Annotated in this window: 19 protein-coding genes, 4 tRNA genes and 1 pseudogene; 11 read left to right on the forward strand and 13 right to left on the reverse strand. The window is 64.2% G+C overall.

Translation table 11 applies throughout. The features are described 5' to 3' along the window. Position 1: 1 nt before the first annotated feature. A complete protein-coding gene (gene pstB / locus AC5Y4T_RS17240) occupies positions 2–778 on the forward strand; it encodes a phosphate ABC transporter ATP-binding protein PstB (protein WP_499918853.1) in 777 nt (258 codons plus the stop codon). An 8-nt stretch (positions 779–786) separates the two neighbouring features. Here pstB and phoU read toward each other — a convergent pair whose 3' ends face one another. The 5 genes from phoU to AC5Y4T_RS17265 all read right to left on the reverse strand — a co-directional run bounded on the left by phoU (position 787) and on the right by AC5Y4T_RS17265 (position 6,708). Then, positions 787–1,455, reverse strand: coding sequence for a phosphate signaling complex protein PhoU (gene phoU, locus AC5Y4T_RS17245; protein ID WP_067121885.1), 669 nt, complete (start codon positions 1,453–1,455; stop codon positions 787–789). A gap of 58 nt (positions 1,456–1,513) precedes the next feature. Continuing rightward, positions 1,514–3,481, reverse strand: coding sequence for an LCP family protein (locus AC5Y4T_RS17250; protein ID WP_499954551.1), 1,968 nt, complete (start codon positions 3,479–3,481; stop codon positions 1,514–1,516). Positions 3,482–3,776: 295 nt separating this feature from the next. After that, a complete protein-coding gene (dusB, locus tag AC5Y4T_RS17255) occupies positions 3,777–4,910 on the reverse strand; it encodes a tRNA dihydrouridine synthase DusB (RefSeq protein ID WP_499918852.1) in 1,134 nt (377 codons plus the stop codon). Positions 4,911–4,917: 7 nt separating this feature from the next. Continuing rightward, on the reverse strand, positions 4,918–5,940 hold the full coding sequence (locus tag AC5Y4T_RS17260; RefSeq protein ID WP_499918851.1) for an acyl-ACP desaturase: 1,023 nt from the start codon (positions 5,938–5,940) through the stop codon (positions 4,918–4,920). Positions 5,941–6,093: 153 nt separating this feature from the next. Further along, positions 6,094–6,708, reverse strand: a complete 615-nt coding sequence (locus AC5Y4T_RS17265; protein WP_499918850.1) for a TetR/AcrR family transcriptional regulator — start codon at positions 6,706–6,708, stop codon at positions 6,094–6,096. 67 nt (positions 6,709–6,775) lie between these two features. Here AC5Y4T_RS17265 and AC5Y4T_RS17270 point away from each other — a divergent pair, with 67 nt between their 5' ends. Next, positions 6,776–7,849: an oxygenase MpaB family protein gene (locus AC5Y4T_RS17270; RefSeq protein ID WP_499954499.1), complete on the forward strand. Its 1,074-nt coding sequence runs from the start codon at positions 6,776–6,778 to the stop codon at positions 7,847–7,849. A gap of 21 nt (positions 7,850–7,870) precedes the next feature. Here the strand turns inward: AC5Y4T_RS17270 and AC5Y4T_RS17275 are convergent, their stop codons facing one another. Genes AC5Y4T_RS17275 through AC5Y4T_RS17285 form a run of 3 tightly spaced genes read right to left on the reverse strand, consistent with a single transcriptional unit; the run spans position 7,871 to position 9,062 of the window. Further along, positions 7,871–8,074: a zinc transporter Slc39a7 gene (locus AC5Y4T_RS17275; protein WP_499954501.1), complete on the reverse strand. Its 204-nt coding sequence runs from the start codon at positions 8,072–8,074 to the stop codon at positions 7,871–7,873. A 32-nt stretch (positions 8,075–8,106) separates the two neighbouring features. Further along, positions 8,107–8,520, reverse strand: a complete 414-nt coding sequence (locus AC5Y4T_RS17280) for an ArsR/SmtB family transcription factor (RefSeq protein ID WP_499954503.1) — start codon at positions 8,518–8,520, stop codon at positions 8,107–8,109. Between the two features lie 44 nt (positions 8,521–8,564). Further along, positions 8,565–9,062 carry a nucleoside deaminase gene (locus tag AC5Y4T_RS17285; RefSeq protein WP_499949675.1) on the reverse strand — a complete coding sequence of 166 codons (498 nt, stop codon included), beginning with the start codon at positions 9,060–9,062 and terminating at the stop codon, positions 8,565–8,567. A gap of 110 nt (positions 9,063–9,172) precedes the next feature. Here AC5Y4T_RS17285 and AC5Y4T_RS17290 point away from each other — a divergent pair, with 110 nt between their 5' ends. Next, positions 9,173–10,072, forward strand: a complete 900-nt coding sequence (locus tag AC5Y4T_RS17290) for a class I SAM-dependent methyltransferase (protein WP_499954506.1) — start codon at positions 9,173–9,175, stop codon at positions 10,070–10,072. Between the two features lie 91 nt (positions 10,073–10,163). Here AC5Y4T_RS17290 and AC5Y4T_RS17295 read toward each other — a convergent pair whose 3' ends face one another. Both AC5Y4T_RS17295 and AC5Y4T_RS17300 read right to left on the reverse strand, forming a co-directional pair. Continuing rightward, positions 10,164–11,354, reverse strand: coding sequence for an IS481 family transposase (locus AC5Y4T_RS17295; protein WP_499954508.1), 1,191 nt, complete (start codon positions 11,352–11,354; stop codon positions 10,164–10,166). Positions 11,355–11,465: 111 nt separating this feature from the next. After that, positions 11,466–11,541 (reverse strand) — tRNA-Lys (locus AC5Y4T_RS17300). Between the two features lie 124 nt (positions 11,542–11,665). Here AC5Y4T_RS17300 and AC5Y4T_RS17305 point away from each other — a divergent pair. The 4 genes from AC5Y4T_RS17305 to AC5Y4T_RS17320 all read left to right on the forward strand — a co-directional run bounded on the left by AC5Y4T_RS17305 (position 11,666) and on the right by AC5Y4T_RS17320 (position 12,462). After that, positions 11,666–11,738 (forward strand) — tRNA-Glu (locus AC5Y4T_RS17305). A 29-nt stretch (positions 11,739–11,767) separates the two neighbouring features. Continuing rightward, positions 11,768–11,844: transfer RNA gene (locus tag AC5Y4T_RS17310), tRNA-Asp, on the forward strand. 27 nt (positions 11,845–11,871) lie between these two features. Beyond that, positions 11,872–11,948 (forward strand) — tRNA-Phe (locus tag AC5Y4T_RS17315). A 208-nt stretch (positions 11,949–12,156) separates the two neighbouring features. Next, positions 12,157–12,462, forward strand: a complete 306-nt coding sequence (locus tag AC5Y4T_RS17320) for a helix-turn-helix domain-containing protein (RefSeq protein WP_232526885.1) — start codon at positions 12,157–12,159, stop codon at positions 12,460–12,462. 177 nt (positions 12,463–12,639) lie between these two features. Here AC5Y4T_RS17320 and AC5Y4T_RS17325 read toward each other — a convergent pair whose 3' ends face one another. After that, a complete protein-coding gene (locus tag AC5Y4T_RS17325; protein WP_069953596.1) occupies positions 12,640–13,395 on the reverse strand; it encodes a hypothetical protein in 756 nt (251 codons plus the stop codon). A gap of 181 nt (positions 13,396–13,576) precedes the next feature. On the opposite strand from AC5Y4T_RS17325, the gene AC5Y4T_RS17330 reads away from it, so the two are divergent. Continuing rightward, positions 13,577–14,539 (forward strand): hypothetical protein, encoded by a 963-nt coding sequence (locus tag AC5Y4T_RS17330; RefSeq protein WP_095762828.1) that lies wholly within the window; start codon positions 13,577–13,579, stop codon positions 14,537–14,539. On the opposite strand, the gene AC5Y4T_RS17335 is transcribed toward AC5Y4T_RS17330, so the two are convergent. After that, positions 14,478–14,960, reverse strand: a complete 483-nt coding sequence (locus AC5Y4T_RS17335; RefSeq protein WP_499954511.1) for a hypothetical protein — start codon at positions 14,958–14,960, stop codon at positions 14,478–14,480. The genes AC5Y4T_RS17330 and AC5Y4T_RS17335 overlap by 62 nt on opposite strands. A 280-nt stretch (positions 14,961–15,240) precedes the next feature. Next, positions 15,241–16,332 carry a tyrosine-type recombinase/integrase gene (locus AC5Y4T_RS17340; protein WP_069953598.1) on the reverse strand — a complete coding sequence of 364 codons (1,092 nt, stop codon included), beginning with the start codon at positions 16,330–16,332 and terminating at the stop codon, positions 15,241–15,243. 836 nt (positions 16,333–17,168) lie between these two features. On the opposite strand from AC5Y4T_RS17340, the gene AC5Y4T_RS17345 reads away from it, so the two are divergent. From AC5Y4T_RS17345 to AC5Y4T_RS17355, 3 genes and pseudogenes are all read left to right on the forward strand, one after another. Continuing rightward, positions 17,169–17,711, forward strand: coding sequence for a hypothetical protein (locus AC5Y4T_RS17345; protein WP_232526886.1), 543 nt, complete (start codon positions 17,169–17,171; stop codon positions 17,709–17,711). Positions 17,712–18,300: 589 nt separating this feature from the next. Beyond that, a pseudogene (locus tag AC5Y4T_RS17350) lies at positions 18,301–19,016 on the forward strand (ParA family protein). After that, entirely contained in the window at positions 19,016–19,906 is an 891-nt protein-coding gene (locus tag AC5Y4T_RS17355; RefSeq protein ID WP_069953599.1) for a ParB/RepB/Spo0J family partition protein, read from the forward strand. The pseudogene AC5Y4T_RS17350 and the gene AC5Y4T_RS17355 overlap by 1 nt, the downstream one beginning before the upstream one ends. Positions 19,907–20,171 lie beyond the last annotated feature (265 nt).

Here is a 20,171-nt window from a genome sequence, read left to right on the forward strand (position 1 = left end):
AGTGGCCAAACGGTTGGACCTCAAGGGCGTCAACATCTACTACGGATCGTTTCACGCGGTCTCGGATGTGACGCTGTCGGTTCTGCCCCGCAGCGTGACCGCGTTCATCGGCCCGTCCGGCTGCGGCAAAACGACGGTGCTGCGCACGCTGAACCGGATGCACGAGGTGGTGCCCGGCGGACGGGTCGAGGGCAGCGTGCTCCTCGACGACGAAGACATCTATGGCACCGGAGTCGACCCGGTCGGTGTGCGCCGAGCCATCGGGATGGTGTTTCAACGGCCGAACCCGTTCCCCGCCATGTCAATTCGCGACAACGTGGTGGCCGGCCTGAAGCTGCAGGGGGTGCGCAACCGCAAGGTGCTCGACGAGACGGCCGAGTATTCGCTGCGCGGGGCGAACCTATGGGATGAGGTCAAGAATCGGTTGGACCGGCCCGGCGGCGGACTGTCCGGCGGGCAGCAGCAGCGCCTGTGCATCGCGCGGGCCATCGCCGTGCAGCCCGATGTGCTGCTGATGGACGAGCCGTGTTCGGCGCTGGACCCGATCTCGACCATGGCCATCGAAGAGCTGATCAGCGAACTCAAGCAGGACTACACCATCGTCATCGTCACCCACAACATGCAGCAGGCGGCGCGGGTCAGCGACTACACGGCGTTCTTCAACCTGGAAGCCGTCGGAAAACCGGGGCGGCTGATCGAAGTGGACGACACCGAGAAGATCTTCTCCAACCCGAGCCAAAAGGCGACCGAGGACTACATTTCCGGCCGGTTCGGCTAGCCCGATCGTTACTGCGAGGCGGGTTTCGCTTCTTCCTCGGGAAGTCTGCCGGTCGCCTGGAAGATGACTCGCCGAGCCACCTCGACGGCGTGGTCGGCAAAACGCTCGTAGAACCGGCCCAGCAAGGTCACGTCGACGGCCGCCGCGACGCCGTGCTTCCATTCACGGTCCATCAGAACCGAGAACAGATGCCGGTGCAGGTCGTCCATGGCGTCGTCTTCTTCGCGAATCCGAGCGGCCTTCTCCGGGTCGCGCGACAGCACCACCTCCTGCGCGCTGTTGCCCAATTCGACTGCGATGCTACCCATTTCGGCGAAATAGCCATTGACCTCTTCGGGCAAGGCGTGCTGGGGATGCCGTCGGCGGGCGATCTTGGCGACGTGCAGTGCCAGCGCACCCATCCGGTCGATGTCCGCCACCATTTGGATCGCACTCACAATGGCCCTCAAGTCTCCGGCCACCGGCGCCTGTAATGCCAGCAGCACGAAGGCGCTTTCTTCGGCGCGCGCACTGAGTACGGCGATGGCCTCGTGATCGGAGATGACTTGTTCGGCTAGCACCAAGTCGGCTTGGAGCAGAGCCTGGGTAGCCCGCTCCATAGCGATTCCTGCCAAGCCGCACATCTCACCGAGGCGCTCGGATAACTCCGAGAGTTGCTCGTGGTAGGCGGTCCGCATATCACCAAGGGTACGGTCTCGCCGCGCGAAACGGGCGGCGGAGCGCCGTCAAAAGCGGTTACTCGCAGGTGGTGTCGGCCGCGTTCGTGACGGTCAGGTCCTCCGGCAGCTTGGCAGGTGCGTTGCTCGAACCGCGTTCGATGTGCAGGCTCATCGACGAGCCGCTGGGCGAGGGATCCGAGACCGACTTGAAATCGGGCCCCAACACCACCTGCACGACCTGTCCGTAGCCCGAAACCCGCTGGACTTTCGCGCCGGCGAACGAGGACGCGACCGTGGCGGCGGCCTCCTCGTTGCCCGGCGAGAACAGCACGGTCGTCGCGTTGACCGAACTGGGGTAATCGTCGGGTGACATCACATTGAAGCCGTCGTGCTTGAGCTGGCTGGTCGCGGTGGTCGCCAGACCGCTTTGCGTGGTCGCGTTGGAAACGCGCACCGTCACGCCGCTCGGCGAGGTCGTGGTGATCTGCTCGGGCTGCGCCTCCGGCGCCGGTGCCGGGGACTTCCTGGTGGTGGGCGCCTTCGACGGGCCCTTCGTTGCAGACGTGCTCAAATTCTGCGCGTTCTGGTCGTTCTCCTCGGGCAGCGGATCGTCGTTGATGACGGCGTCGAACAGGGCGCGCATGTCGGCCATCCGCGGCGGCTCGTCGCCGTTCTGGTCGGTGACGCCGGTCGGCACGGTGACGAACGTGACGTGCCCGGCCGCCATGCCCTGCAACGACTGACCGAGTTGGATCAGGTCCTTGGACTGCACGTTGTCCACGACGGTGTCGCTGATGAACATGTTGACGACGCTGTTGAGCTTGTGGGGGTCGAGCAGCGTGTCTTCGGAGATCAACGACCGCAGCAGTGACGACAGGAACAGCTGCTGACGTTTGATCCGGCCGTAATCGCCGTTGACCTCGGTGGTGACCTGGCGGGCCCGCACGTAGTTCAGGGCGGTGGAGCCGTCGAGCACCTGGCGTCCCCCGTGTTCGAGGACCGTGCCCAACTCGTAGTCGTGCAGCGGCGTGCTCGAGCAGACCTCGACGCCGCCGAGGGCGTCGACCATTTTCGCGAAGCCGGAGAAGTCGACGGCGATGAAGCGGTTGATGCTCAAGCCGGACAGCTTCTGGATTTGCTTCACCAGACACTTGGGGCCGCCGAAGGCGAACGCCGAGTTGAGTTTGGTCTCGGTGTAGACCATCTTGGGACCGTAAGTCTTGGTCTTGGGGTCGTAGAGGGGCCCGTACTTGCCGGTTTCTGGGTTCCACGCTTCGCACTGCATCGGGGTGATCGCCAGGTCGCGCGGGAATGACACCGCGACCACGCGCTTGCGGTTAGCCGGGATGTTGACCAGCATGACCGTGTCCGAGCGCTCTCCGTCGGCATCGTCGGTCGTCCCGGCGCCCATGTTGGCGTTGTCGCCCAGGCGCGAGTCGAGGCCGACGATCAAGAAGTCCTCGTCGCCGTACTGTCCGCCCGGGTCGCGAATGTCGCTGGAGTTTTGGTCGAGCGCGCTGATCGTGTTCAGCCGGGCGTTTTTCGACGTACTCCACTGCCATGCCCCGCCGGTCATGGCCAGCGCCAGCACGGCAGCCAGGGCCGCCGTCGACCGCCCGGCGACCAGCAGCGGCCGGCGCCGGCGTCTGGGTTCCTCGGCGCTGGTCTCAGGAGCCAGGTCTTGGGGGTCGTCGTTCGGGTAATCGGCGGCCTCCAGCGCGCGAAGCTCGGCGACGGCGTCCACGGAATAGGCGAGGTCGTCGATCACCTGCGTTTTCTGCAGCTCGATCGGGAGGCCGGGCCCGGCGCCGGTGGGCTCGACCTCGGGGTCCTCCGGAGCGGCACGATGATGGACCGGCCGGCTTGGGGCGCCGATCTTGGCGATCAGATCGGCGACGCTGACGCCGCCGCCGGTGTGGGATCCGCCCCGATCGGCGTCATCCTCGCGCTGCCCGGCGGCCTCGATCGCGCCCTCGGGCTGCCAGCGGTGAAGGTTGTCGTTGGCCGGCGGCGCGAAGAATCGCTCCCAGGGCGCCGCGCCCAGCGGCGCCGGGTCCGTCGCGATCCGATGGGTACGCGTCCCGCCCGGGCCGTGCCGACCATTGAGAGTGGCGTCGTTCTCGGCGTCACTCATGTCGTAGAGGCCTCCGAAGCTCTGATGCAGACGTCAGCGTGCTCGTGCATATGTCAGCGCAGTGTCGCGTTGCGCGCGCCGCGGCTGGTGCCAACCATTGCCACCGCTGGTGTGGCGGCACGGAATCGATCCGCCACCCGAGCGCACGCAATAAAGCCCACATCGTACTGACTTATCGGCCCGGGCGCGATTTCGAGCCGTCGGCTCAGCCCCCGGAGTGCATGACGTCGGCGCCCGCCGGCACCGTGCAGTCGTCGGGGTCGGCCAGCCAGCCTTCCGGCAGCACCACCCGGGCCGGGGAACCCTGCCGGCCGCGAGGGCCCGTCGCCTCGTCCGGGAACGGCACGGTGCCGTCCAGCCGGTCGAGCAGGGAGTCCAATTCGTCGAGCGTCTTGACCATCGCCAGCGCCCGGCGCAGCTCGGAGCCGGCCGGAAAGCCGTGCAGGTACCAGCCGACATGCTTGCGGATGTCCCGCATGCCCTTGTCCTCGCCGAAGTGCGCGGTTAGCAGTTGCCCGTGGCGTCGGACGATGTCGGCGACCTCGCCCAGCGTCGGAGGGGTGGGCGGCGGGCTGCCGGTGAAGGCGGCCGACAACTCGGCGAACAGCCATGGCCGGCCCAGGCAGCCGCGGCCGATGACGACGCCGTCGCATCCGGTGGTGGCCATCATGGTCAGCGCGTCACTGGCGTCATAGATGTCGCCGTTGCCGAGCACCGGGATGGTCCGCACCTGCTGTTTGAGCCTGGCGATCTCGTCCCAGTCGGCGGTGCCGGAGTAACGCTGCGCGGCCGTGCGGGCATGCAGTGCGACGGCGGCGGCGCCTTCGGCTTCGGCGATACGGCCGGCGTCGAGGTGTGTGTGGTGCTCGTCGTCGATGCCGATGCGGAACTTGACGGTCACCGGTATCTGGGTGCCCTCGGTGCCACGCACCGCCGCGGCGACGATCTGACCGAAGAGTCGCCGCTTGTACGGCAGCGCCGATCCGCCGCCGCGCTTGGTCACCTTGGGCACCGGGCAGCCGAAATTCATGTCGATGTGATCGGCCAGGCCTTCGTCGGCGATCATCTTGGCGGCCGCGTAGGTGGTCGCTGGGTCGACGGTGTAGAGCTGCAGCGAACGCGGCGACTCGTCCGGGGCGAATGTGGTCATGTGCAGGGTGGCCGGGTGACGCTCGACAAGCGCACGCGCCGTCACCATCTCGCAGACATAGAGCCCGCTGACGGTGCCGACCTTGGCCTGCTCCAATTCACGGCACAGCGTCCGGAATGCGACGTTTGTCACGCCCGCCATCGGCGCGAGGACCACCGGGCTGGCGAGCGCGATGGAACCGATGTGCACCGCTTGGTTACCGCCGGCTCATGGTCAGCGTGCCCGCGGTCTGGTGCAGCTCGAACGCGGTGGTCCTCTTACCGGTTCGGGCTTCCCGTTCGAGCTGACGCTGCTTCGAGATCTCGAACTTCTCGCACGTCGTCTCGAGTTCCTTGATCAGCAGCGCGAGATCGTCGCGCATGGCGGCCGCCTCACCGGTGAAGTCCTCACGCTCGAAGATGCGCCACTTCTTCAGCACCGGCATGACCACGTCGTCGAGGTGGATGCGCGGGTCGTACACGCCGCCCACGGCGATGACGACGGCCTTCCGGCGGAACTCGGGCACCTGGTAGCCCGGCATCTGGAAGTTGCGCAGCACCTTGTGCAGCGACTTCATCGCCTGGTTGGGCGCGGCCTCGAACCCGGCCTCGCTGACATCCCGGTAGAAAATCATGTGCAGGTTCTCGTCGGCCGAGATCTTGGCCAGCAACTGGTCGGCGATCGTCTCGTTGCAGGCCTTGCCGGTGTTGCGGTGCGAAATCCGGGTCGCCAGCTCCTGGAACGTCACATAGATGACCGAGTCGAACAGGCTTTCCGCGAACAGGTCGGCTCGGACCTGATGGTTCTGGCCCGGACTGAAGCCGCGGTTCACCACCTCCATGCGCAGCTTTTCCAATTCGATGGGGTCGACCGCGCGGGTCACCACCAGGTAGTCGCGCAGCGCGATGCCGTGCCGGTTCTCCTCGGCGGTCCAGCGGTTGACCCACTGCCCCCAGGCGTCATCCAGGCCGAAGTTCATCGCGATCTCGCGGTGATATGACGGCAGGTTGTCCTCGGTCATCAGGTTCTGCACCATCGCCACTTGGGCGACGTCCGAGAGCTGTGACTGACCGGGCTCCCAATCCTGCCCACCGAGCGCGTAGTAGTTCTTGCCGTCCGACCAGGGGATGTAGTCGTGCGGGTTCCAGTCCTTGTGCATGCTCTCGTGCCGGTTCAGGTACTTCTCGACGAATGGCTCGAGTTCGTGCAGCAGCTGTAGGTTTGTCAGCTCGGCTGACATAGGCCCTCCAGTTATCTGTGTCGATGGGTAGCAGTCAATATATCTGTGTACTTGAGTAGCATCAAGTTCCTCGTCGGCGCGCCGGATGACCAGTTGTGCCGGTTTCGTGCGGGTCTTTGTGGCCGGCCGATGCGGCGCCACCGACAACGCGCGTTATTGCGATTTGCCGAGCTCGCCGGCCGGGACGTACGGCGCGGCCGTGATGTAGAGCATGTTGGTGCAGTAATCGATGAACTGTTGGCGGGTCGCCCCCAGTTGCCCGTGCAGGTAGGCGGTGAACAGCCCTGACAACCCACCGATCAGGCTGGTGGCGATCATCTTCTGCAGTACGGCGTCGCCGATCCGGGACAGTTTGCGCTGCAGCAGATCGATGAAATTGGGCATCCACTGCGCGCCGGAGCGGGTCAGAACGGGCTCCACCGCCGGCGCCAGCAGCAGCACGCGGCCACGGACCGGGTCGTCGACCATCAGCTCGACGAATCGCTCGACGGCCTCGCGCGGGGTCGTCGCCGACGTCAGGGCGTTCATGGCGCGCGTGCAGACATCGTCGTAGACCGCGCGCACGAATTCGTCACGGTCGGTGAAGCTTTCGTAGAAGTAGCGTTCGGTCAGCGCGGCCTCACGGCAGACCGCACGCACGGTCAGCGCCGGCCCGCCGGCACTGCCGAGTAGCTGCACGCCGGCGTCGATGAGGTTGTCACGGCGAAGCGCGAGGCGACTCTCCAAGGGGACCCCGGTCCAGCGTCCCCGCCGTTGACCCGTCTGCACATCGCTCCTAAGCTCTAGATTGACAACGGTTGTAGTCAAAATTCACGATACCTACAGGGACTTAATAGTGACTCAAGATACGTCCGCGTCGTCCCCTCTGGCCAGCGACGTCGCAGGTCGCGATGGTGTGGGCACCGCTGAGCAGTCGGTTTCCGGCGACCCGGCGGGCGCGTCCGACGGCATCGCGGGCGGCTGCCCGGTCTCGCCGGCGGGGTATGACGCGCCACCCGCACCGCTAGGGCCCGATTCGCTGACCTGGCGGTACTTCGGGGACTGGCGGGGCATGCTGCAGGGTCCGTGGGCGGGCTCAATGCAGAACATGCACCCTCAGCTGGGCGCGGCGGTCACCGATCACTCCACGTTCTTCCGCGAGCGCTGGCCGCGCCTGCTGCGCTCGTTGTATCCGATCGGGGGAGTCGTGTTCGACGGGGATCGCGCCCCGTGTACCGGCGCCGAGGTCCGCGATTACCACACCGACATCAAGGGGGTCGACGAACAGGGCCGGCGCTACCACGCGTTGAACCCCGACGTCTTTTACTGGGCGCACTCCACCTTCTTTATGGGCACCATTCATGTGGCCGAACGATTCTGCGGCGGCATCACCGAGGAGCAGAAGCGGCAACTGTTCGACGAACACGTCGAGTGGTATCGCATGTACGGCATGAGCATGCGGCCGGTGCCGGGTTCGTGGGAGGAATTCCAGGTCTACTGGGACCACATGTGCCGCAACGTGCTGGAGAACAATTGGGCCGCCCGGGCCGTGCTCGATCTGACCGAGCTTCCCAAACCCCCGTTCGCGCAATGGATTCCGGATCCGTTGTGGGCCGCGCAACGCAAGTTGTTGGCGCCGTTCTTCGTCTGGGTGACGGTGGGCCTGTACGACCCACCGGTGCGAGAACTGATGGGCTACCGCTGGTCGCGGCGCGACGAGTGGCTGCACCGGCGCTTCGGCGACGTCGTGCGTGGCGTGTTCGCCCTGGTGCCCAGCAGATTCCGCAAGCACCCCCGCGCGCGGGCCGGCTTGGACCGCGCCAGCGGGCGGATCCCGCTCGATACGCCGCTGGTGCAAACACCGGCGCGCAACCTGCCGCCCGAGGACGAGCGCGGCAACCCCAAGCACTACTGCCCGATGGTTTCCTGAGTCGCCGAAGCGCCGCTCGCGCTATGCGTGCAGGTGACCGTGAACTTCTTCCAGGCCCGCCTGGTGCACGTGCTGATGGGTGTGCTCGGTCCCGTCCTCGTGAGCGTGTGAGTGCTCGTGCTCGACATGGTCATGCTCGTGGCTCGTGTGCGCGTGGGCATGCGTCACGTCGCCGTGCTGGTGTTCGTGCGCGTGTGGCGCGTCATGGGTGTGCTGTTCGCTCATCGTTGACTTCTCCTTTGTCAAATGCCTTGTGACTACTGCTCGTTCAGCGCGCCGCGCCGCCGGGTCGGCGAGCGAGACGACTGGCCGACGGCCTTCAGGCCACCGTCGCCGCGGTGATGGCCGGGCACACCGGGGCCGGCGTGCTCGGCGTTGAAGACCGCGTCGGTGACGAGCTGGCGGACGTGATCGTTCTCCAGGCTGTAGAAGATCGTCGTGCCCTCCCGGCGGGTGCGAACCAGCCGCGCCATCCGCAACTTCGCGAGGTGCTGGGAGACCGACGGCGCCGGTTTCCCCACGTGCTCGGCGAGTTCGTTGACCGCCATCTCCCGGTCGGTCAACGCCCAGAGCACCTGCACGCGAGTGGCATCGGCCAGCATCCGGAACACCTCGACCACCAGGTTGGCCTGGTCGTCAGGCAGCCGGCCTTTGCCATTATCTGCATGCATACGCAAATACTAGCGAAGGCCGGTCGTCCTGCCAAGGACGTGAATCAGGCCGACGGAACGACCGTCGACCGGCGGCCGCCATTGCGCTCGTTCCAGAGCCGGTAGACCTCCACGGCGTCGCCCCTGGGGTCGTAGCGCATCGGCAAGCGTCGCTGGTCCCATTGCTTCGCGAATTCGTCGTAGAAGGTGGACAACTCGAAGTACTTGCGGTCATCCAGGTAGTACTGCTCGTAGCTGTCCCGCGTGGTCAGGAAGACGACTTCTTTGGGTGAGCAGTAGTACAGCGAGCCCAGGCACATCGGGCACGGGTGGGCCAGCACGTAGATGGTCGCGTCGACGAGGTGCTCGGTGCCCAGCTTCATGCATGCCTCGCGGATCGCCAGGATCTCGGCGTGAGCGGTGGGATCGTTCGTCTGGGCCACCTTGTTGGCGCTCTCGGCGAGCACTTCGCCGTCCTGGACGATCACCGTCGCAAACGGGCGCCCACCCTCGCCTACGTTGCGGCGAGCCAGCTCGATCGTCCGCTGCGCGAAATCGGTCATCGGTCCTCCGGCGTCGAACGGGGGCAGATAACTCGGAGAGTAGTCCCGCGGCGGCCTTGTGATACTAACTAGGTTGTCTATCTTTTCCGGCCCGGGTCTAAGGGGGCACTATGGCGCGCACCGAACGTGATCGCTGGGATCTTGCGACGAGTGTCGGCGCGACGGCCACCATGGTGGCCGCGCAGCGAGCGCTGTCTTCCGACGCGAAGCTGATCGACGACCCGTATGCCGCACCGCTGGTGCGCGCGGTCGGGATCGACGTCTACGTCCGGCTGGTGAACGGCGAAATAGCAGCCGGCGGGAACACGGAGTTCGATCCGCAGCGAATGGCGCGGGGGATGGCCTGCCGAACGCGGTTCTACGACCAGTTCTTTCTGGAGGCGACCCGCAGCGGCATCGGGCAGGCGGTGATCCTCGCGTCGGGCCTCGATTCCCGCGCCTACCGGCTGGCTTGGCCGGCGGGCACGGTCGTTTACGAGGTCGACATGCCGGAGGAGATCGAGTTCAAGACCCTGACGCTGAGCGACCTGGGGGCCGAGCCCACCGCCGAGCGGCGCACCGTCGCCATCGACCTGCGCGACGATTGGGCCTCGGCCCTGCAGGCGGCCGGATTCGATCCGCAGACCCCCTCGGTATGGAGTGCCGAAGGCTTGCTGGTCTACCTGCCGGACGAAGCCCAGGACGCGCTGTTCGACAGCATCACGGCCCTGAGCGCCCCGGGCAGCCGTCTCGCCTTCGAATTCGTCCCTGACACTGCCGTTTTCGCCGACCCGCGGTGGCGCGCCCACCACGACCGGATGAGCGAACTCGGCTTCGAGATCGACTTCAACGACCTGGTCTACCACGGCCAGCGCAGCCACATCGTCGAGCATCTGAGCCAGCGCGGTTGGCAGACCACCTCCACCACGGTTGCGGAGTTGCACGCGGCCAACGGATTCGTCTACGCCGACGACGACGTCGCCACGGCCTTCGCCGATGTCACCTACAGCACCGCCGTGTTCGGGCGATGAGCCGTCATCGGACCATGCCGGTGCCCCTGTTCAGAGTCGGTTGATGGTTGACAGATTTATGTCGGTTGATCCTTGACACTCTGTTTGTTAGTTAGGCCGGTGCGCTGGAGCGCAGGGCCCGTTTGTTTCGTACCTCGCCGCGGCTGGTGCGCGCGGCGGTTTTGACCAGATCCTCGCCAACCCAAAACCGCAGCAGGTCCCCATCAACATGGACATCGCAGCGGGCACCGGCATAGTGGCGCCCGATACAGACCTGCTGCCAGGACACGCACACGATGCCATTGGCGCACACTCGGCGGCTGACCCAACTGTCCCCGGTGCGCTCGTCGCCACCCTGTGGCGCTGACATCGCTGCCGGCGACCTCGGGGCTGCTGGGGTGAACCGTTGCACCGGTGTCGCCATGTCCAGTGACTGATGCGGTCGGGCGGAATTGTAGTAGTCCACCCACTCATCGAGCGCCTGCTGGGCCACTTTGAGGTTCGCGAAAGCTGGCTTGTTACTGAGGAATTCGGCACGCATACTGCGGTGAAATCGTTCGATCTTGCCGGTCGTGGTCGGACTGCGCGGTTGGGTCAACAGGTGCTCGATCCCGTTTTCGCGGCAGATGCGATCGAAGAGAACTTCGACCACCGGATGATTGAACCGCCCGGTGAACACCTTGCCGTTATCGGTCAAAATCTGCTCGGGCACCCCGTACGCGGCCAGCGCGCTGCGTAGTCCCTCACAGACCGCCCGCGTGCGCTCACGAGCCATCAATCGCGCGCAAACACACATCCGGGAATGATCATCAATCCCGGTCAGGGCTTTGGCGCTAGTGCCATCGGCCAGCGGGAATCCGCCCACGATGTCCATCTGCCACAGCTCCATCGGCGCCCCGCGTTCCCAGCGTTTCCACTTGCGCGAGCGCCGATCCCGCAGCCCCGGGTCAATCATGCCCGCGCGCACCAGGGCCCGATAAGCCGCCGATTCCGAGGGAACCGGCCCTATCCGGCGCTTGGCCAGCTCGAACACCAACCGTCGAGCCCCCCAATACGGCCGCGAGCGCCGCAACTCCAACAACGCGGCCTCCACCGCCGCCGGCATCTGATGCGGACACCTAACCGGCCGATGCGACCGGTCCACCAGCCCCTCAAGACCCGAGGCCTCATAGCGGGCTAACCACGAGTGCAGCGTCTGACGCGACACCCCAACCTTCTCGGCAACCTGCGAGATCGACAACCCATCACTGATCACCGCCATCACGGCCTGATACCGCTGCTCGGCCACGCTCAACTCCCTCATCTAGGGAGTGTCAAGGATCAGCCGAAGCAACTGTCAAGCATCAGCCGAAACACCGACAAGCATCACCCGAAGTAGAAATGTCAAGCATCACCCGAGGTAATACACGCGTTGTGGTGCCCCCACCAGGGCTCGAACCTGGGACCTGCGGATTAAAAGTCCGTAGCTCTACCAACTGAGCTATAGGGGCCGCGGAGATTCAGGATACTTGGACCGAAAACGAGGCTCGTTTGAGGATTGGGCACACCGTGACCTAAGCTGACGTGGCTCCCAACGAAACCACGTTGCGAGTACCCCGGAGTGATTCGGTTCTGGCCCCCATCGTCTAGTGGCCTAGGACGCCGCCCTTTCACGGCGGTAGCACGGGTTCGAATCCCGTTGGGGGTACGCGACGCGGTGACGCGGAGCAGCAGCAAGGCCCTGTGGCGCAGTTGGTTAGCGCGCCGCCCTGTCACGGCGGAGGTCGCGGGTTCGAGTCCCGTCAGGGTCGCCAAGCGCGGCGAGGCACTCGCTGCCCTCCGGCCAGGTAGCTCAGTCGGTACGAGCGTCCGCCTGAAAAGCGGAAGGTCGGCGGTTCGATCCCGCCCCTGGCCACCACATTGTTTATGCAGCTCAGAGCGCTGCAGAACGGCTCGCGGCGCCTCCTCGACCGCGTGAGCAGCCGATGAAATGGGGCCAAAATGGGGCCAAACCGGATTAACCGCGGCCCGGTGGAAGCTATCGTCGAGCGAGTCAAGCGCGGTTGCGATGCCGTCAAGCTCGTCGTCGAAGAGATTCGCGTAGGTGTGTGCGGTCACGGTGATAGATGCGTGGCCCATTGCCTTTTGGCGACTACGTCGCGCGCCAACTGGCCAACGGCCGCACCAAAAAAGAGATTCTGCGGCTGCTCAAACGAGCCAACGCCGGCGAGGTCTTCAGACTGCTCACTCGGCCCGGTCTCGTTGATGACTACAGCGACCTGCGGCCAGCCCGGCACGCCAAAAACCTCAGCCTAGCCATCGTCGCCCACCACTTCGGGGTCCCGATCATGACCGTCTCGCGGCTCGAACGCGGACGGCAACGCAACGACACCCTCGCAGCCAACTACCGCCAATGGCTCACCGCCGCTTGACTTCTTAACAGCAATTGGAGCATCAAGACGTACCGCGCAGTGCGAGATACGGGGAGCCGTGCTGACACGGTGTTCCGAGTCAGCGGTATTCGGCGGACCTAGCGACCTCCGCGAATGCGGCAATTTCCGGCAAGTTGGAAAGGGGTTGGTGTTGGCGGCGCTCGTGGTCATTGGCTTTCACGCTGAACCTGGTGCGATCACAGCGTGTAGATCGGCTGAGGGTGTCCATTCAGTGTCTCTGCATCCATTTCCGAATACTCGTAGTGTGGGCCGGTCCCACAGGCCGTGTACGGCGATTGCTGTGGTGGTGCGCAGGCATGTACATCCGGTAGCGGTGGTGAACTTCGATTCTGTACCCGGTGGCATGTAGATGGACACCTTGGTGGGCTTGGTGACGGCATCGGGTGTTACCGGCAGTGCGGCGCCGATCACGAATAGGCCGCCAGCGATGAGCACGGCGCAGGCGGCGAGTGCCCATCCGAAGGTCTTGAAACGGCGTCGGGCTTTCAGGTCGGCCGACAACGCCACGATCCGCTGTGTGGTGTCGGTGAGAGCTTTTATCTCGTCACCCGTGGCCGTGTTAGCCACCCTTTTTGCCTCTGTGCTGGAGAAAGTATCGGCGTCGGGGAACATCGGCAGGCCGACCCCGTATGTGCTAAAGGCCCTCGACATCCATCGCTTGTTGCCATCGGCTGTGAGCTTGGACCACTCGTCCGGGTTGGCCAGCAGCACTCTGCAGCACAGCCAGATGATTGCCAGGGCGGCGGCCAGTACTAGCCCGATTGCCAGGCTGGCGACCCAGAACTGGCATATCCAGCGGATGATGCCGACTTCATCGATCGCCGCGAATCGCGGTCCAAGGGTGATGCCGAGAGCAAAGAACGTCGGGATCGGGAGAAACGCCAGCAGCCATTTGGCAGTGTCCTTGTGCACGTCCAGCCTCCGTTGCTAATGCCGACACTTGTCGGTATATTAGGCCTCAGTGGGCGTCACAGACAACAGACAAGACCGAGCACCGCATAGCGGGCCGGTGCGATAACAACCCGATAGCCACATTTTCGCGCTTACTAGGAAGGACGACATGGCTACAGGACCTAGGTACACCGTTCTGCCTGTGTCGGCGCTAAAAGCGCAGGCCACGGTGGTTTTTGATGCTCTCAAAGAAGGCAAAACCGTCTATGTCACTAAGCACGGCCGCGTCGGAGCCGCCTTTCGCCCCTACCGGTACGTACCGTCCAGCGTCGCCGCGCTGCGTGCTTCTCCCTTCGTCAGCCTGCGCACCCTGACGGCCCGAGAAATGGGGCAAAGTGTTCCCTCGGCGGCCGTTACCGCCGCGGCACAGGGGCTCCCCTCGCTTGTCGAGAAAGAAAGCCATATATACGGGATTCTCACGCCCGCAGGCGTCCCTGTACCCGCGGCGGTGCCTGATGCTGCGGCCGTTGGCGCTATGGCCGAAGCGGTGAACAACTATCAGAACGAAAATCCCGACGCGACGCTCGAACAAATCGTGAGCTACTCGAATAGTCTCGACGTCGAGGACGCGGCGGCCGAGCGCGACTGGTTCCTAGGCGAACGAGGAGCCGTTGCCCAACTCGACAGTGACGATAGCGCGGTATATGAGGACATCCAGCATTGGCGCGATGATGGCTCGGAAATCGAGGATGTCGTGCAACAGGTTCTCGACATCCTCACCGAGGCGATACCCGCGGCGGCCTCTGCGGGTAGCGGCGTTTCAGTTCAGTTCCCGGACGTGCCGGAGGCGGTCGTTGACGCGCTCCACATTGGTGACGTGCAGGCGACGCGCGAAACCCTATTGGGTGGCGAGAAATTCGAGGCGGCTGGCGAGACGTTACTGGCGCGGGCGAGCTACCTGACTGCGCTCACCGCAGATGAACATCCGAGTGTCGGTGTGATGTGGCGGCTCGGTAGCCTCGCCCTTGCCGCAGGCCGCCAGGCTGAGGCGGCTCGATGGTTCAGGATTTCGCTGACGTTCGATGCCATCGAGCAAAACTTGTTCACAGACGCGGGTAGATCCCTTGACGTACATCACTACGAAGCGCAGGCCGAAGCGCGATAAGGCAGTTGTACAGCTGCCACATGCCATGTGCGAGGACGTCGCGGTGCAGCGCCGGCGGAGTGGGGCGCTGCGGATGCCACGCCCCTTGGCCGTCGTTCGCTGTCCGGGACCACACCTCGATGACGAAACAGCGGTCGGCGCCGGGAGAATCATCGACGGCCGCGATGCGCGCAAACTCAGCACGCGCCTGGAACGAGTAGATCTCGATGTTGCCGGCGGTTGCCTGAACGCGGCATCCGTCGACCAACTGCCCCACTGCGGTGCGAAATGGCGTCGAGACTCCCATCGCGCCAATCGTGTTGGCGTAGTGCCGCGATGGTGAATCGGGTAGCCCTGCCCAGCCCGACACAACGATGCCATTCATGGCGTCTACCGTATTCGTTCGGTAACCAGTTGTCTGCGTCATGAGCGACGGCGACACGAAACCACCGTGCCTAGTGGACCGTTGGCCGACGTGGCCTGTTCTGGCGTGCAAACCTACGACGCGTCTGCAAGCCTGTCCCAATATGTCCGTTCTGGTGGCGTATCAGGGTCGCGGGTAACAAGGCGAGGTGACCGTCAGGCAGGCCCCGGAAAGCGGAAGGTCGGCGGTTCGATCCCGCCCCTGGCCACCACATTGTTTATGCAGCTCAGAGCGCTGCAAAACGGCCGCGGCGCCTCCTCGACCGCGTGAGCAGCCGATGAAATGGGGCCAAACCGGATCAGCTGCGGCCCGCGCGAAAACTATCGTCGAGCGAGTCAAGCGCGGTTGCGATGTCGTCGAGCTCGTCATCGAACAGGTCCGCGTAGGTGTGCGCGGTCACGGTGATTGATGCGTGGCCCATTGCCTTTTGCAGGAGTCGCAAGTCGGCCCCGGCCCGTCGCGACAGCGATGCATAGGTATGCCGTAGGTCATGCACACGCAAGTTGGCCCGACCGATCTCAGTCACAGACTTCCGCCAGTTGACCGCACGCTTCCAGTTCTCCAGGCTCAGCCGGGAACCCTTCGGCGACGCGATCGCCGGCGCGCCACCGGGTCGTGCGTCGAGCCGCGCCTTAAGTGCCGGCATCAAGCGCTCGGGGATAGGGACAGAACGTCGGCCGGCCTCCGATTTCGGATTCCCTTCAACGAGTTTGCCGCCGACTTGGGTCATCGACCGGCGAACACGGATTCGACGAGCGCCCAGGTCGACATCCTCGACATTGAGGCCGGTGAGTTCACCGAATCGTAGGCCCGTGTAAGCCAGGAGCAAGACGACATCGCCTTGAGCCCCGCATGTTTGGGCAAGTGTTGCGACTTCGCCGACGGTTAGATAGACGTGGGTAGCTTGCCGCATCGGTGGGAATTTGGTGCGTGATGCGGGGTTCTTGCCGAGGAGCTGGTCTTCCTCGACGGCGCGGTCAAGGGTCATCTTGAGGACCGAGTGCGTCCACCTCACCGTCCGCGGTCCGAGACCCGACGCTGACAGGGCATTCACCCATCGCTGGATCGACTCGTGGTCGATCCGTGCGATCGGCCACGAACCAAACTGTGGCTCGATACGCAGCCTCCAGTTGTCTTCGTATCCGCGGCGGACTTTCGCGCTCAGGTCGGGTCGGGAGGCTAGCCAGGATCGATAGACGTTGCGGAGCAGGATCTTGCCGCCGCGTGGATCCACCCTGACGCCCGCGGCGCTGTCGGTGACGAGCCTTGCTTCGAACTGGCGCGCCTCGCGCTCCGTTCGAAAGCTCTTCTTGCGCTTCGAACGATCCGGTAGGCGCCATTGGACGTCATAACGCACGCCGTCCTTCGTCTCGCGGCGCTTTATGGCCAAGATTCCTCCCGAATGCCGTTGGGGGAATTGAGGATCAGTGCCTCCAGCCAGCACTGACCATGTGCGAGCTCGATCGTTAGCTCAAACTTTGCGGTTGCGCTAAGTAGTCGGGTGAGGGCGAATCACCCTACACCCGAGTCGATTCCAGCCAATCTTTCACGTCATCCAGTAACCATCGACGGTGCCGATCGCTAAGCCTGAGGTGATGTGGACCAGGCGCATCAATCCCACGTTCCCGCCTGGCCGCCCAATCATGCAGCGTTGAGACCGGAACTCCGGTCATCGCTCGAACTTCATGAGCGGTGAGCATGACCGACGCATTTTCTATAGTCATCGTCTCCAACCCCGTCTCCCGCCGTCGGTACTAGCCGGCAGGTCATACCGAGATCATGAGGCAAAGTTCTCGATCCCCGCTACCAGCAGTGCGACATTCGATCGGAAATGCACCGTCGAGTGCGGTCAGGGGGTCGAATCTGCGAGACCAGCTCTAGGAGAGCATAGAAGCCCGAACGGGTGCGACGCCGGAAGTGCATCTGAAATGGTCATATTGCGGCATCGGACACCAGGCGAAACCACGGTGTGTCGACCAGTGCATCTAGCGGGTTTGAGGCTGCGGTACGGGGCGGCGTTGGCATACGTGTGCGTTAGCCCGTGCCGAGCGCACCCGACCGTTTCCCAAATCGGACAGGTGGTTGTGGTGAGTGGTGCGGATCGGTGCGGATGTGTTGCATTGGTGGGCAGACGATTTGGCGACAGTGGGTGCGGACAAATGGGGACACAGATGATGTTGGTCAGGATGGTAGAGCGCGACGGTGGGTGCGTCCTATGGTTCCTACGTGGTGAACATCAATTCGAAATCGGCGGCGCGCAAGCGTGTCCGGGAGGCGCAGCATAAGGCCAACGAGGCACGTCTGGAGCGTGAGCGTCAAAATGTCGATGACGCTGCGTCGTTTCTCGTCGAGCTTGGGCGGCTGGTCGCCGTCGATGAGTGGGAGCGCAACCGTATCCACGAGATACGCGCAGAGGGGGAGCGGCGCCGTCACGAACACCGCCAGGCTGGTGCGACAGCGGTGGCCCGGATGCAAGGCCGCGGTGAAAGCCTCACTGCGATCGCTGAACTGGCGGGAGTCAAAGTCGGTGAGGTGCGCGCGGTGTTGAAGGCTGCCGACGCGCAGGCAGAGCCGCGTGCGGATGCACTAGGTGCGGAAGGCAGCGGGGCGCGGGGTGTAGGAGAGGGCGCGGTGCCGGAAGCCAACGGTGGCGCAGCCACCGACGCCGCAGCGCAAGCACTAGGTTCAGTAGACGCCGCCGCGCCAGAGGTCAGCGGTGGCGTGCCCAACAACGTGGCGGCGCAAGCACTAGGTGCTGATGCGCCGTGAACCGTCGACCGATGGTGTCGGTGAGGTCGTCAAGCGTCTGTGCACGTGCGAACGACGATTGGGGCGCTGTTGTGGGTGGACCCGGTTGTGCATGCCAGCGAATGCCGCCGGTTCGACTCCTACGTCGTGCGGGGCCCCGGCGCAATCAACGCCCCGATCCACGAGCGCCCGAGGAAGTGTTCACCCTCTCGGCGGCGGCTGCCGGCCAACGTCATGACGCGGCCGGATGCCATCGGGAGCGGCGAGTCGACGAGGCGCGCGCACAACTCACTGCCCCCGCGGAATCGCATGACTTTTGGGGTGATGATCCGAGCCCGACATGTCCAGTTTTCCGCGGAAAACTGGCCTCTCACTCGTCAATCGACACAGGTCATGGACTCGCTGATGTGATTGACGGACCGGGAAGGCCTGAAAGACAGCGCGCGATCTCCGGTTGGATCTGGGCAGTTTTCCGCGGAAAACTGGCGAGATGTAACGCACAATTCAGCGTTTCTGAGGGGTGGTCATTCGGTCAGCGACGTACTTCCTGGTGGCCGGTTCCCGGAGTAGGCCGCAGCCGCGGCCCAAGCACACCAAGGTCTTCGCCCCCATGACTAAAGTTGTCACTGTTTTGAACCAAAAAGGCGGTGTCGGCAAGAGTACCGCGACCGTCAATCTGGCTGCCGTACGAGCCCAAAAACTGACCGCACATCTCGAGCCCGACGCGTTCTCGCCGGTCGCTGCGGTCTCGATAGACCCGCAGGGGTCGGCAAAATGGTGGGCCAACCGGGTCGACGCACTCCCCTTCCATCTTGTCCAAGCGCACGACGATCCCCTCGAATGGCTGCAGCAGCTCAACAACCTGCCCGGTATCGTCGAGGTCTACGTCGATACCGCCGGCTGGTTCGACCTCGACGCGGACTCCTCTCGAGATGGTCTAGGTGACGATACTCCGCCGATGCACTGCGGACCGTCCTCGACGTCACCAACGAAGCGATCGTTCCGGTGCTGCCGGCGCCGATGTGCTTCGACCCAACCGCGCGCACGATCCGTAAGCTTCTCGAACCGCGCAACATCCCCTAGCGGGTCTTCATCAATGACTGGGACCCGCGCGATGGCGAACACTGGTTAAAGCAAACACAGAAGTTCATTCGCGGACAGGGGTGGCCCTTAGCCGAGACGGTAGTGCGGCACTACAAGATTCACACGAATGCCTCCAGCGAGGGCGTCGTGGTCAGCCAGTACAAGAAGAGTGGCTCGGCGGCCAACGCGGCGGCTGACTTCTACAGGCTGGCCGACGAACTGAACATGGTAGGAGTCCGGTAATGGGGCGCGGTGGTGTCAAGACATTCGATGATCTCGTCGATGCTGTTGGCGACAACTCATCTGTTGACGGAAACGCGAACACTCCCGTCGTCGCCCCACGGTCGGGCCTGTCGCGGTCGGTGGCTCTAAGAGACCTGGTCGGCAACCCACACAACCCGCGCGATTCGGTCGGAGACCTCGACGAGTTGGCCTCCATCGTTGACTTCCAACTACAGCCCGTAGTTGTTGTCACCCGAAGAGCATTTCAAAACCTCTACCCCGAGATCACGATTTCGGCGCGGTGGGTCGTAATCATCGGCAACCGGCGGTTGGCCGCCGCGCAGAAGTTCGGCCGACCCGAGCTCGACATCGTGATTAAAGACGAACTCGCCAAAGATCGCGCAACGCTGCTCACAGCGGTAATCTCCGAGAACGTCGACCGCTCGGGATTCGACGTGATCGAGGAAGCCAAAGCTGTCGAGAGGCTCGTAGGGGAGTACGGCAGCGCTGACGCCGCCGCTGAACATCTTCGTAAGAGCAAGACGTGGGTGTCACATCGGCGCGCGCTACTCAAACTGGCACCCGATCTTCAGGAAGCCACCCGCAGGGGCGATCTGGCGATTCGCGAAGCGCGTACACTTGCCCAGGTTCCGCTCGCACAGCAGGTCGCCCGATGGAAGGCCGCTCGCGGCCGGCCCAGTGAAGGGGCCAACACCGGTAACGAAACCGAGGACGGCAATTCGGATTCGGCGGCACAAGACGAACCAACGACGCCGCCGCTGCGCTCGGTGACGCGGGCGCTTCGAAAGTTCGACGCGGATCCACGCGCCCTGGCGATAGCGCTGCGCGATCAACTTGGCGAAAAAGGAGCCAGGACACTGGTCGGCCAGCTCAGGAAGTTGCTCACATAGCATCGCGAGGGTCAATTTTCCGCGGAAAACTGACCCATCCATCGAAGTGGCGTGGCATACTGCACGCTCAGCCACACTCAATTATGTTGGGCGTCAAGCGGTTTCGGTGGCAACGTTCGATATCGCAGGTGGTGGTTGTCGGCGTCAACACCGGCGAGCCGAAAGCCAAACGCACCCCACGGCAACGCTCACAGCTGGGCGCGCTGGGAGGCGTGAGCGGCGAAGTTGGTGCTGGTGATAGCCGGGTGGGCGCGGTTTAGGTGAT

Source organism: Mycobacterium sp. NGS11, from assembly GCF_059813315.1.

What these genes read in the sequence shown, in the direction of transcription:
- phoU (WP_067121885.1), bottom strand. Translation starts at nt 1,455, where the DNA reads ATGCGGACCGCCTACCACGAGCAACTCTCGGAGTTATCCGAGCGCCTC.
- AC5Y4T_RS17260 (WP_499918851.1), bottom strand. Translation starts at nt 5,940, where the DNA reads ATGTCAGCCGAGCTGACAAACCTACAGCTGCTGCACGAACTCGAGCCA.
- AC5Y4T_RS17275 (WP_499954501.1), bottom strand. Translation starts at nt 8,074, where the DNA reads ATGAGCGAACAGCACACCCATGACGCGCCACACGCGCACGAACACCAG.
- AC5Y4T_RS17280 (WP_499954503.1), bottom strand. Translation starts at nt 8,520, where the DNA reads ATGCATGCAGATAATGGCAAAGGCCGGCTGCCTGACGACCAGGCCAAC.
- AC5Y4T_RS17285 (WP_499949675.1), bottom strand. Translation starts at nt 9,062, where the DNA reads ATGACCGATTTCGCGCAGCGGACGATCGAGCTGGCTCGCCGCAACGTA.
- AC5Y4T_RS17290 (WP_499954506.1), top strand. Translation starts at nt 9,173, where the DNA reads ATGGCGCGCACCGAACGTGATCGCTGGGATCTTGCGACGAGTGTCGGC.
- AC5Y4T_RS17295 (WP_499954508.1), bottom strand. Translation starts at nt 11,354, where the DNA reads ATGAGGGAGTTGAGCGTGGCCGAGCAGCGGTATCAGGCCGTGATGGCG.
- AC5Y4T_RS17320 (WP_232526885.1), top strand. Translation starts at nt 12,157, where the DNA reads ATGCGTGGCCCATTGCCTTTTGGCGACTACGTCGCGCGCCAACTGGCC.
- AC5Y4T_RS17355 (WP_069953599.1), top strand. Translation starts at nt 19,016, where the DNA reads ATGGGGCGCGGTGGTGTCAAGACATTCGATGATCTCGTCGATGCTGTT.